8 protein-coding genes are annotated in these 12,100 nt (G+C 59.0%); 6 read left to right on the forward strand and 2 right to left on the reverse strand.

Annotated elements, in window-relative coordinates; all coding sequences use genetic code 11:
* Positions 1–218 precede the first annotated feature (218 nt).
* From RX972_RS07255 to ampE, 3 genes are all read left to right on the forward strand, one after another.
* Complete coding sequence (locus RX972_RS07255; RefSeq protein ID WP_316873688.1) at positions 219–2,471, forward strand: DUF1631 domain-containing protein; 2,253 nt, start codon at positions 219–221, stop codon at positions 2,469–2,471.
* A gap of 285 nt (positions 2,472–2,756) precedes the next feature.
* A complete protein-coding gene (gene ampD, locus RX972_RS07260) occupies positions 2,757–3,305 on the forward strand; it encodes a 1,6-anhydro-N-acetylmuramyl-L-alanine amidase AmpD (protein WP_027902203.1) in 549 nt (182 codons plus the stop codon).
* Positions 3,306–3,321: 16 nt separating this feature from the next.
* The gene (ampE, locus tag RX972_RS07265) at positions 3,322–4,158 is read left to right on the forward strand and encodes a regulatory signaling modulator protein AmpE (RefSeq protein WP_316873690.1); all 837 of its coding nucleotides are present in this window, start codon (positions 3,322–3,324) and stop codon (positions 4,156–4,158) included.
* A gap of 134 nt (positions 4,159–4,292) precedes the next feature.
* Here ampE and RX972_RS07270 read toward each other — a convergent pair whose 3' ends face one another.
* Positions 4,293–5,078: a TatD family hydrolase gene (locus RX972_RS07270; RefSeq protein ID WP_316873698.1), complete on the reverse strand. Its 786-nt coding sequence runs from the start codon at positions 5,076–5,078 to the stop codon at positions 4,293–4,295.
* Positions 5,075–6,070: a catabolite repressor/activator gene (gene cra, locus RX972_RS07275; RefSeq protein WP_099270980.1), complete on the reverse strand. Its 996-nt coding sequence runs from the start codon at positions 6,068–6,070 to the stop codon at positions 5,075–5,077. Before cra ends, RX972_RS07270 begins: the two co-directional genes overlap by 4 nt.
* A gap of 327 nt (positions 6,071–6,397) precedes the next feature.
* Between cra and ptsP the strand changes: the two genes are divergently transcribed.
* The 3 genes from ptsP to RX972_RS07290 all read left to right on the forward strand — a co-directional run bounded on the left by ptsP (position 6,398) and on the right by RX972_RS07290 (position 12,080).
* Positions 6,398–9,259, forward strand: coding sequence for a phosphoenolpyruvate--protein phosphotransferase (gene ptsP / locus RX972_RS07280; protein WP_231673098.1), 2,862 nt, complete (start codon positions 6,398–6,400; stop codon positions 9,257–9,259).
* Entirely contained in the window at positions 9,259–10,200 is a 942-nt protein-coding gene (gene pfkB / locus RX972_RS07285) for a 1-phosphofructokinase (RefSeq protein ID WP_027902208.1), read from the forward strand. The genes ptsP and pfkB overlap by 1 nt, the downstream gene beginning before the upstream one ends.
* A gap of 149 nt (positions 10,201–10,349) precedes the next feature.
* On the forward strand, positions 10,350–12,080 hold the full coding sequence (locus tag RX972_RS07290; RefSeq protein WP_231667857.1) for a PTS fructose-like transporter subunit IIB: 1,731 nt from the start codon (positions 10,350–10,352) through the stop codon (positions 12,078–12,080).
* Positions 12,081–12,100: the final 20 nt, after the last annotated feature.

Here is a 12,100-nt window from a genome sequence, read left to right on the forward strand (position 1 = left end):
TTTTCGCGGTCTACCTCTGCACGCGTCAATCCGCTAGCCGGAGACGAAATGTAAAGAACAAGACATCTCTGGCAGATCGGATATATTTTAAATGTTGCGACTTGTATTTGACGTCACAGATTTGACATGTGGCGAAATGAATAGGGGGGTCGCTTCACATGCCCGGGATATGGCCCGGCTTGTGATGGGATCGATGGCGTTGCCTGGCAGGTGGCTTGATGCAAAACGACGAGAATGTTGTGCCGTTAACTAAAGCTAATCCCGACCTGGCGTCTCATTCGCCCCTTGCGCGCCTGCCTGTTGTATTGCTGCAGGTTCGTGACAAGGCCGCTCAGCAACTCAAGGAAGCGTTGCAGGAACTGTTCGATAACGCCGACGACACGCTGTTTGACATGGCGGACCGTGCGCAGAGCAATTCCGAACAGAACAATTTCTTTGAAGCCATGCGCGACCTGCGTCTCAAGCGCAAAAGCATCGAGCGCGCGTTTCTCGACAAGTTTTATGACGCCTTCTTGCGCCTGGGCCAGTATCAGGTTTCCGAGCCCGTAATCGCGACGCCGGTGTCATTCGACAAACTGTCACTGGTTCATAATGACGACCTGGAAAAGACTGTGGCCGTCGATGCGATGGTCACCAAGGTGCTCAGCCGTGACGGCACTGCGCTTGCCCAGTTGACCACCCGTCTGAACCAATTGGTTACTCAGCCCCTGACCAACGAAGCCAACCCGATGGGTCCGGCGATGCTGTGTGATTACTTCCTGCAGGCCGGGCGTAGCCTTGGCGTGGGTATCAAGGTCAAGCTGATCGTGCTCAAGCTGTTTGAGAAGTATGTTCTGGCTGACACCGATGATCTGTACAGCGAGGCTAACCAGCTTTTGATCGCTACCGGCATTTTGCCTGAGCTCAAAGCGGTGCCAGCGCGTCGCTCCACTGATCGCAGCACTCGTCCTGGCCGTAGCGTCGAGTCGTTTGCCGACCCGCTTCTGGCGCAGACCGCAGACAAGCTGGACAAAGGTGTGCAGGACGCTTTCTCTGCATTGCAGGAGCTGTTGCTGCAAGTGCGCGGTAATCTCGTGCCGCGTCATGAGGCCAGTGCGGAAGCCCGGCCGATTTCCAGCCAGGACCTGCTGCGTCTGTTGTCGCACATGCAGCAATATGTTCCGTCGTCGGAGATGCCGGAAGACTTCGATCTGCGCAACCAGCTGGAGCAATTGCTGACTCGTGTCAGCGTCAAGAGCGGCAAATTCCGCGTGGTGGGCGTGGGTGACGAAGACGTCATCAACCTGATCGCCATGCTGTTTGAATTCATTCTCGATGACCGCAATCTGCCGCCTTCACTGCGTGCGCTGATCGGCCGTCTGCAAATCCCGATGCTCAAAGTCGCGGTGATCGACAAGAGCTTTTTCAGTCGCGGCAGCCACCCAGCGCGGCGTCTGCTCAACGAAATCGCCTCTGCCGCATTGGGTTGGGGCGGTCGTGATGACTATCAGCGCGACTCGCTGTATGTCCGCGTCGAGCAAATCGTGCAGCGTCTGCTGAATGACTTTGTCGATGATCCGGCGATTTTCTCTGAGCTGTTGGTGGATTTTCTCGCTTTCACCAGCGATGAGCGCCGCCGTAGCGAATTGCTTGAACAGCGCACCCGTGATGCCGAAGAAGGCCGTGCGCGCGCCGAGCTGGCCCGTCAGCGGGTGCAGCAGGAGTTGAATCAACGTCTGCTCGGCAAGGTGTTGCCTGAAGTGGTCGTGCGTTTGCTGCAGGAAGCCTGGAGTAAAGTGTTGCTGCTGACTTGCCTCAAGCACGGCGATGATTCTCCCGAGTGGGAAGCTGGACTGGCCGCCATGGATGATCTGGTCTGGAGCGTTGAGCTGCATGAGGAGCCAGAGGCCAGACAGCGTCTGCTGGACCTCGTGCCTGGCTTGCTGAAGGCACTGCGTGAAGGCCTGACCAGCGCCGCGTTCGATCCGTTTGCGACCAGCGAGTTCTTCAGTCAGCTGGAAGTGCTGCATGTACAGGCGTTTCAGCATTTCTCGCGCGCTCAGGACGATGCGGCCAACGGCTCTTCCGCATCTGCTGAAGCCGAGGAAACGCACGGCCCGGCGATGATTCAGGTGGTCGAAGAGATCGTTTTGATTGCTCCGGGCGAGCAAGTTTTCAACGAGCCGGTTTCGTCGCGTCTGCCGGAAGACGATGCGGGTCTGGCTCAGGTCGACAAGTTGCGTCTGGGCGGCTGGGTAGAAATTCAGGAAGACGAAGAACATAAATTGCGCTGCAAGCTGGCGGCTATCGTCGAGCCAAGCGGTCGTTATGTATTCGTTAACCGCACCGGCATGAAAGTCCTGGAAAAGACCCGTGTGGGTCTGGCCATGGAGTTCCGCCGCGGCACTATCCGCATGCTCGACGACGCGCTGCTGTTTGACCGGGCGCTGGAGTCGGTGATGGGTAACTTGCGCAAGCTCAAGGGCGCGTAAGGCAGAAATGCAACCCTGTAGAAGATTCTGTGTTGGCCTGCCATAGAGTTCTGGTGGGAGCGAATTTATTCGCGAAGGGGCCGGTACATCCGCAGCCTGTGTATTGTTTGAAATACCGCCTTCCCGAATAAATTCGGTCTCACTGGATTGCTCTTCTACATAAACAGCATTCAGGGCATGCCGCACCAGACTCTTCCTACCCAATCCTCATCCATTTACACCCTCCCTATTTTTTTCATAGCGGGCATACTTGTCCCTGTCGATTTATCCGTGCAAGGAACATTCATGCAGCTCGATTGTGCAAGCGGCTGGTGCCATGGCATCCATCACTGCCCATCGCCCAACTTCAATGCGCGCCCTGCGGGTGAAATCTCTTTATTGGTGATTCACAACATCAGTTTGCCGCCTGCCCAGTTCAAGACCGGCAAGGTGCAGGCTTTTTTTCAGAATCAACTGGATGTCACCGAGCATCCGTATTTTGAAGGGATCGCAGATCTGCGCGTGTCGGCGCATTTTCTGATTGAGCGGGACGGGGAGGTGACTCAGTTCGTTTCCTGTCTGGATCGGGCCTGGCACGCAGGCGTATCGGTTTTCGAGGGACGGGAAACCTGCAACGACTTTTCCGTTGGCATCGAGCTTGAGGGCACTGACGAGCAGCCGTTCACCGATGCGCAATACGCCGCCCTGATTGATTTGACCCGTCAGCTACAGTCAGCGTATCCGGCGATCAGCAGCGCACGCATTTGTGGCCATAGCGACATAGCGCCGGGTCGAAAGACTGATCCGGGGCCGTTTTTTGACTGGTCGCGTTTCAAAGCGGCCTTGCAGGCTTGAAGTGAGGAACAGGTAAATGAGTTTTCTGGTGTTACTGCTGGCGGTCTTGATCGAGAAGTTTTCGGCGTTGCGTGAGCGTGTCCAGCGGGACGGTATCTGGCGGGCTGAACTGGCCAGGCTTGAAGCCAGTCCGCGGATGGCGTCGCACCCCTGGTTGATTCTTGGGCTGAGCGTGTTGCTGCCGGTCCTGCTGGTGGCATTGATTGTGGTGGTACTGGGCTCGGTCGCCAATGGCTGGCTGGCACTGCCGGTGCATCTGCTGGTGTTGATTTACAGCCTGGGGCGTGGCGATCTGATTGCCGCGCTCGGGCCGTTTCGTGACGCCTGCCGCCGCGGAGACGAGCAGGCTGCGGTACATGTTGCCGAGCGCGACATGGGCGTGCTGGCCGATAACAGCGAAGACCTGCTCAAAGGCGTGCAGGGCCACTTGCTATGGCAGGCCTATCAAAGTTTCTTTGCGGTGATTTTCTGGTACTTCCTGCTGGGGCCGGTAGCCGCGTTGGCCTACCGCTTGCTGGCCTTGGCTGCTGAGCATGGCAAGACCCCGGGCGTGGCAGAAAACGCTGCACAACTGCGCCATGCCTTCGACTGGATTCCGGTACGTCTGCTGGCGGCAAGCTTCGCGCTGGTGGGTAACTTCGTTGCGGTCACTCGGGTGATGCTGCATGAACTGCTCAGCTGGGATATCAGCGCCGCTCAGCTGATTGCCAAAGTCGGCTGCGTGGCCGGTGAAGTTCCTGCTCCGGTGGTGGGGGCGGAAGGCGTCAACAGCCTGGACGTGCTCTGGGAGTTGCTCATCCGCGCCGCGATTGTCTGGTACGCCGGGTTTGCGTTGTGGACGTTGTTGGTTTAACGATTATTTATCGACGGGCTCAAGCCTGTGGGAGCGAATTCATTCGCGAAGAGGCAGGTTCAGACGCTGATAATTTATTGCCTGAAATACCGTATTCGCGAATGAATTCGCTCCCACAGGCAGACCGTTTTCACTCAAGTCCAGGCAAATAACTCTTTAGCATTCCGGGTACTCGCCTTAGCCAACTGCTCAGGCGCAATACCCATCAATCCGGCCAACGCCGCACAGATATCCGGCAAATGCTCCGGGCTGTTGCGCTGACCCGGATACATGGCAGGTGCCATGTCCGGTGAGTCGGTTTCCAGCACGATGCTGTCCAGCGGCAGATCAGCGATGACCCGGTGCATGCGTAACGCTTGAGGCCAGGTCGCGGCACCACCGAGGCCGAGTTTGAAACCCAGTTTGATGTATTCGCGAGCCTCTTCACGACTTCCGGCAAACGCATGAATGATGCCGCTGCGCTTGAGCTTGAAGCGTTTGAGGGTGGCGATCACGTCGGCGTGGCTACGACGGACATGCAGCAGTGCGGGCAGGTTGAAGTCGGCGGCCAGTTGTAACTGTGCCTCGAAAATCTGCTGCTGACGCTGACGGTCCAGGCTTTCGACGTAGTAATCCAGGCCAATTTCCCCCACCGCACACAACTGCGGATGACCTTGCAGGCGAGTCAACCAGTCAGCCAGTTGATCGAGATGTTCCGGCTGATGCTCGTCGATGTACACCGGATGCAGGCCGAATGCGGCGTACAGCGAGGGGTTCGCAAGTGTCAGGTCCCAGATGCGCTGCCAGTTGCGCTCATACACCCCCAGCACCACCATGCGCTCGACGCCGAGCAGTCGGCAGCGGTCAAGAACTGCTGCTCGATCTGCATCGAAATCGCCGAAGTCCAGGTGCGTGTGGGTGTCAATGAGCATCACATTCAGTCCTCGTGAATGCGTTGTTTGAACGTCCGCACGATGGCATGTACACCCGGTTCGTACTGATTTTTTTCAATCGCAGCCAAAGCCAGATCCAGTGCAGCGCTGGCAATCAACTGGTGCTGCTGAGCCATCGCATTGACCGGCAGCGGCAGGAAGTCCAGCAATTGCGTATCACCAAATGTGCCCAGATGAAATTGCGCCGGGTTCACGGCGCGACTTTGCAGCGCATCGAAAACACCCTGCAACAGGACGTATGAGGTGGTGATTAGCGCGTCCGGGAAATCACCCAGTCGCTCAAAAATATCCTGCATCAATTGCTGACCGCATTGCCGGCTGAACGCCTCGCCGTGCTCGATGATCACCGAACCTTCAAAGCCTGCCAGCGCATCCTCGAAACCGCTGGCCCGGGCGCGGCTGATGCTCAGCTCGGGTCGGGCGCCAATCAGCGCGATGTGTCGGGGTTTCGTTTGCAGCAGGCTACGGGTCAGTTGCAGGCTGGCGTCGTGGTCGTCGCTGACGACTGAGCAAAAATGTCGGGCGTCCATTTCCCGGTCGATGGCGATGACCGGCATGCCTTTATCCTGCAGCTCGCGATAGCTGTCATCGCTGGCGGGCAGACAACTGGCAACAAACAGCGCGTCACAGCGACGGGCGCGGAATAGCTGTAGCAGTTGCAGCTCGCTGACGGGGTCGTCGTCGGAGCTGGCGATCAGCAACTGATAGCCGTGCGCCCGAGCGCCCTGTTCCAGCAGTTTGGCGATCCGCGCGTAACTGGGGTTTTCCAGGTCGGGCAGGATAAATCCCAAGGTGCGGGTGTGGCGGCTGCGCAAGCCTGCGGCCTGAGGGTTGGGGCGAAAGCCGTGCTCTTCAACGACCGCCTGAACGCGCTCGACGGTGGCGTTGCTGATGCGCTGTTGTTCGGCCTTTCCGTTGATCACGTAACTGGCCGTGGTGACGGACACTCCCGCCAGACGTGCAATATCACTGAGCTTCACTCGTGATTCCTTTTGTTATGGATGCCTCATCAGAGAAGATTCTCACCGAAAGCGGCCGATCTGCACAGCAGACCATCGTCCACCCTCAATGTTCTCAGGTTTATTTGCGTTAGCCGGGCTACATTGGACCTCGTGCTCTTCAACCTGCAGAGATAATCGAGTAACGTGCGGCAACTTAGATTAAACGTTTCAGCAACTTTTTTCGTTGCTGTTGTCATAGGCATACCTTTGATCGTTTATCTGTTTCATCACCTAAGCTGTCGATCAAACCGTGATCGTCCTTAAAACAAGAATCAGGCGCGTGCCCGCGCTGTACAGGAGACAGGCATGCTCGAGCTCACTGTTGAGCAAATATCCATGGCCCAGACGGCCGCGGATAAACCCGCCGCTTTGCAACTGCTTGCTGACCTTCTGGTTGCCGATGGCCTGGTTGCCGACGGCTACCTGACCGGTTTGCAGAACCGCGAGAAACAAGGTTCGACCTTCCTCGGTCAGGGCATCGCAATCCCCCACGGAACCCCCGAAACCCGCGACCAGGTCTTTTCCACCGGCGTGCGCCTCATGCAGTTTCCCGAGGGCGTGGATTGGGGCGACGGCCACATGGTCTATCTGGCCATTGGTATCGCTGCCAAATCCGACGAGCATTTACGCCTCTTGCAACTCCTGACGCGTGCCCTTGGCGAAAACGATATTGGTGAAGCCCTGCGTCAGGCCGAGAGCCCCGAAGCGCTGCTCAAGCTGTTGCAAGGCGCGCCGCAAGAGCTGGCCCTTGATAGCCAGTTGATCAGCCTTGGGGTTACGGCGGACGATTTCGAGGAACTGGTCTGGCGTGGCGCTCGTTTGCTGCGTAAGGCCGATTGTGTCGATAACGGCTTTGCTGCCGTGCTCCAGCAGGTTGAAGCCCTGTCTCTGGGTGATGGCCTGTGGTGGTTGCACAGCGAACAGACCGTCAAACGCCCAGGCCTGGCGTTCGTCACGCCGGACAAACCGATTCGTTATCTTGGTCAGCCGCTCACCGGGTTGTTCTGCCTCGCCAGTCTGGGCGAAGCGCACCAGACGTTGCTTGAGCGTTTGTGCTCCCTGCTGATTGAAGGTCGAGGCCACGAACTGGGCCAGGCCACCAGCAACCGTGCGGTGCTTGAAGCATTGGGCGGCGAAGTGCCCGCTGAATGGCCAACACAACACGTGACGCTGGCTAACGCCCATGGCTTGCATGCGCGTCCGGCGAAGATGCTTGCGCAACTGGCCAAGGAGTTTGAAGGCGATATTCGCGTTCGTGTGCTGGACACCGGCGAGAGTGCGGTCTCCGCCAAAAGCTTGAGCAAGCTGCTGAGCCTGGGCGCTCGCCGTGGCCAGGTGCTGGAGTTCATTGCCGAGCCGAGTGTCGCCGCCGATGCGCTGCCTGCTTTGCTGGCTGCCGTCGAGCAAGGTCTGGGCGAAGAAGTCGAACCGCTACCGACCGCAACTTCGCCGACACCCGTTGCCGCAGTCGTTGCTCCGGAAACGCCAGCGCCGCTGGATGGTGCTCAGATCACTGCGGTCCCGGCATCGCCGGGCATCGCCATCGGCCCAGCACATATTCAGGTGCTGCAAGCTTTTGATTACCCGCTGCAGGGCGAGTCGGCGGCCATTGAGCGCGAGCGTCTGGAAAAAGCCCTGACCGAAGTGCGTCAGGACATTCAGGGTCTTATTGAACGCAGCAAGGCCAAGGCGATTCGCGAGATTTTCATTACCCACGTCGAAATGCTCGATGACCCTGAGTTGATCAACGAAGTCATTTTGCGCCTTAAACAGGGCGAGAGCGCTGCGGCGGCTTGGGACAATGTGATCGACAGCGCGGCGCGTCAGCAAGAACAACTGCAGGACGTGCTTCTGGCTGAGCGGGCAGCGGATTTGCGCGACGTTGGCCGTCGCGTACTGGCACAGATTTGCGGTATCGAAAACGTCGCTGCCCCGGACGAACCCTACATTTTGGTGATGGACGAAGTCGGCCCCTCTGATGTGGCGCGACTGGATCCCGCTCAAGTGGCTGGCATCCTGACTGCGCGTGGCGGTGCCACGGCGCACAGCGCGATTGTGGCTCGTGCCTTGGGCATCCCTGCGCTGGTAGGTGCCGGTGATGGCGTGCTGTTGCTCAAGCCGGGAACGGTGCTGTTGCTCGACGGCCAGAAAGGTCGTCTGACTGTCGCGCCAGATGCCGAGACGCTGCAGCGCGCCGCTGAAGATCGCGACAACCGCGAACAGCGTCTGCAAGCCGCTGCTGCCAAACGCATGGAGCCTGCACTGACTGTTGACGGTCATGCGGTTGAAGTGTTCGCCAATATTGGCGACAGCGCCGGTACGCCGGCTGCGGTAGAGCAGGGTGCGGAAGGCATCGGGCTGTTGCGCACCGAGTTGCTGTTCATGGCTCACTCGCAGGCACCGGACGAGGCCACTCAGGAAGCTGAATACCGCCGCGTCCTGGACGACCTGCAAGGCCGCCCGTTGGTGGTTCGTACGCTGGACGTCGGTGGCGATAAACCACTGCCTTACTGGCCCATCGACAAAGAAGAAAACCCGTTCCTCGGTGTGCGCGGCATTCGTCTGACCCTGCAACGTCCGCAGGTCATGGAAAGCCAGCTGCGCGCCTTGTTGCGCGCTGCTGACAATCGTCCGCTGCGCATCATGTTCCCGATGGTCGGCACCGTTGAAGAATGGCGTCAGGCGCGGGACATGACGCTGCGTCTTCGGGAAGAAATCCCGGTTGCGGACTTGCAGATCGGCATCATGATCGAAGTACCGTCGGCCGCGTTGCTTGCTCCCGTGCTGGCCAAAGAAGTGGACTTCTTCAGTGTTGGCACCAACGACCTGACCCAATACACCATGGCCATCGACCGCGGCCACCCGACCCTGTCGGCGCAGGCTGACGGCCTGCACCCGGCGGTGTTGCAGCTGATCGACATCACCGTGCGTGCGGCCCATGCCAATGGCAAGTGGGTTGGTATCTGCGGCGAACTGGCGGCGGATCCGTTGGCAGTGCCGGTGCTGGTCGGCCTCGGCGTGGATGAGTTGAGTGTTTCGGCGCGCAGCATCGGTGAAGTAAAGGCCTGCGTGCGTGAATTGAATTTGAGTACGGCGAAGCAACTGGCGCAAACCGCGCTGACGGTGGGCAGCGCCGCCGAAGTGCGTGCCCTTGTGGAGGCTTTGTAATGGCCAAGATTCTGACCCTGACCATGAACCCCGCGCTGGACCTGACTGTGCAGTTGGGGCCGTTGCAGCTCGGGCAAGTCAATCGCAGTGAAGCCATGCTCAGCCATGCGGCGGGTAAAGGTTTGAACGTTGCCCAAGTGTTGGCTGATCTGGGGCATCAAGTAACCGTCGCTGGCTTTCTCGGCGTCGACAATCAGCAACCGTTCGAGGCGTTGTTTACGCGTCGCGGCTTTGTCGATGAGTTCGTTCGCGTGCCGGGTGAAACCCGCAGCAACATCAAGCTGGCGGAGCAGAGTGGACGCATCACCGACCTGAATGGCCCCGGCCCCATGGTCAGTGAGGACGCACAGCAAGCGTTGTATGCCCGTGTTGAGCAGATCGCGACGCAGTTTGATGCCGTCGTGGTTGCGGGCAGTCTGCCGCGCGGTGTCAGCCCGGAATGGCTGCACAAGTTGCTGGTCCGTCTGAAAGATCTTGGTCTGAAAGTCGCCCTGGACAGCAGTGGCCTGGCCTTGCGTGCCGGTCTCGCGGCAGGTCCGTGGTTGATCAAACCCAATACCGAAGAACTGGCCGATGCGCTGGACGCCCCGATCATTTCCATCGCCGCTCAGGCCGAAGCCGCAGCCAGCCTGCGCGCCCGAGGCATTGAGCATGTGGTGATTTCGCAGGGTTCCGAAGGTGTGCATTGGTTCAGCGCCGAGACCGCGTTGCAGTCGTTGCCGCCGAAAGTCACCGTCGCGAGCACGGTAGGTGCCGGGGATTCGCTGCTGGCGGGGATGGTGCACGGTTTGCTCAGCGGCCATCCGGCTCAGCAAACCCTGCGCACTGCTACGGCAATTGCCGCCATGGCGGTAACCCAGATCGGATTTGGCATTACTGATAATGCACAGCTTAAAAAGCTCGAAGGCGGCGTGAACGTTCGCACTTTGGCGGAAAGATAAAGGAACCGGCCACTGCATGGTCGGTTTAGGAGCTGCCGAAGGCTGCGATCAGGTGTGTCAGACACGCCGCTTTCGCAGCCTTCGGCAGCTCCTACAGAATGCATTCCAATCAACTTGGTTATGCGCTGTTTAATAAGAGAGGCCAGGTAATGAAATTAGCCATTGTGACAGCCTGCCCGAACGGCAAGGTCAGCAGCGTTCTCAGTGCGAGGCTGCTGGATGCCGCCGCCCAGCGTATGGGCTGGAGCACCTGCGTCGAGGTCTTTGATCCGCGCAACCCGACACAGGTTTTGTCTGCTCAGGAAATTGCTGACGCCGACTGGATTCTGGTGGTCAACACCGGTGAAGTCGATCTGTCCCGCTTTGTGGGCAAGCGTCTTTTTCAAGATTCTCCCGCTCACGCGCTGCAAGACGTGGACGGCTTCCTGCATCGCGCGTCCGAGCAGGCCAAAGTCTACGAGGCATCTGCTGCCGTAGCGCCTGCAGCGACTGGCGCAGTACCGCGCATCGTTGCGGTTACCGCATGCCCGACGGGCGTTGCGCACACCTTCATGGCCGCTGAGGCCATTCAGCAGGCAGCCAAACGTCTGGGTTATGAGCTTCAGGTTGAGACTCAAGGCTCGGTGGGCGCACGTAATCCTCTGAGTGCCCAGGCGATTGCCGATGCTGACGTGGTGTTGCTGGCGGCCGATATCGAAGTGGCTACCGAGCGCTTTGCGGGCAAACGTATTTACCGCTGCGGCACCGGTATTGCCCTGAAGCAATCCGACGCCACGCTGAAAAAAGCGCTTGCTGAGGGGCAGGTAGAGTCTTCTGGCAGTGCATCGACCGCACCGGCCAAGCAGGAGAAAACCGGTGTCTACAAACACTTGCTGACGGGTGTGTCGTACATGCTGCCGATGGTGGTGGCGGGCGGTTTGCTCATCGCACTGTCGTTTGTTTTCGGCATTGAAGCTTTCAAGGAGCCAGGCACACTGGCTGCGATTCTGAAACAGGTGGGTGACGCTGCCTTTACGTTGATGGTGCCGCTGCTGGCCGGGTACATCGCCTACTCCATCGCCGATCGTCCAGGCCTGGCCCCGGGCATGATCGGTGGTCTGTTGGCGAGCACCCTGGGCGCAGGTTTCATTGGCGGGATTGCAGCGGGTTTCATCGCGGGCTATAGCGCCTGGGCGATCAATCGCTACGTGCGTTTACCTGCCAGCGTTGAGGCGCTCAAACCGATTCTGATTATTCCGTTGCTGGCCAGTCTGATCACCGGCCTGCTGATGATTTACGCCGTGGGCGGGCCTGTCGCAGGGCTGCTGGAAAGCCTGACGGTATTCCTCAACAGCATGGGCACCACCAACGCCATTCTGTTGGGCGTGTTACTCGGGGCGATGATGTGTGTCGATCTGGGCGGCCCGATCAACAAAGCGTCTTATGCGTTCTCGGTAGGTTTGCTGGCGTCCCAGAGCTACGCGCCCATGGCAGCTGCGATGGCTGCGGGCATGGTTCCGCCGATTGGCATGGGCATCGCCAGCTTCATCGCCCGCCATAAATTCGCTCAGAGCGAGCGGGAAGCGGGCAAGGCCGCGTTTGTTCTGGGGCTGTGCTTCATTTCCGAAGGCGCGATTCCATTTGCTGCGAAAGATCCGCTGCGGGTGATTCCGGCAAGTATTGCCGGTGGCGCGCTGACCGGTGCGTTGTCGATGTACTTCGGCTGCAAGCTGATGGCTCCGCATGGCGGCCTGTTCGTGATGTTGATCCCGAATGCCATTAATCATGCGCTGCTGTATCTGCTGGCAATTGTCGCGGGCAGCGTGGTGACAGGCGTGACCTACGCGTTGCTCAAGCGTCCGGAAGTGGCTGAGATGGAGGTTGCGCCAGCCAACGCATGATGTGCTGGCCTCTCTGGCCT

Source organism: Pseudomonas syringae group sp. J309-1 (assembly GCF_032582135.1).
In the GTDB taxonomy this organism is placed as follows: Bacteria; Pseudomonadota; Gammaproteobacteria; order Pseudomonadales; family Pseudomonadaceae; genus Aquipseudomonas; species Aquipseudomonas quasicaspiana.

Coding starts and splice junctions, on each gene's coding strand:
- ampD (WP_027902203.1), top strand. CDS start 2,757: ATGCAGCTCGATTGTGCAAGCGGCTGGTGCCATGGCATCCATCACTGC.
- ampE (WP_316873690.1), top strand. CDS start 3,322: ATGAGTTTTCTGGTGTTACTGCTGGCGGTCTTGATCGAGAAGTTTTCG.
- pfkB (WP_027902208.1), top strand. CDS start 9,259: ATGGCCAAGATTCTGACCCTGACCATGAACCCCGCGCTGGACCTGACT.
- ptsP (WP_231673098.1), top strand. CDS start 6,398: ATGCTCGAGCTCACTGTTGAGCAAATATCCATGGCCCAGACGGCCGCG.
- RX972_RS07255 (WP_316873688.1), top strand. CDS start 219: ATGCAAAACGACGAGAATGTTGTGCCGTTAACTAAAGCTAATCCCGAC.
- RX972_RS07290 (WP_231667857.1), top strand. CDS start 10,350: ATGAAATTAGCCATTGTGACAGCCTGCCCGAACGGCAAGGTCAGCAGC.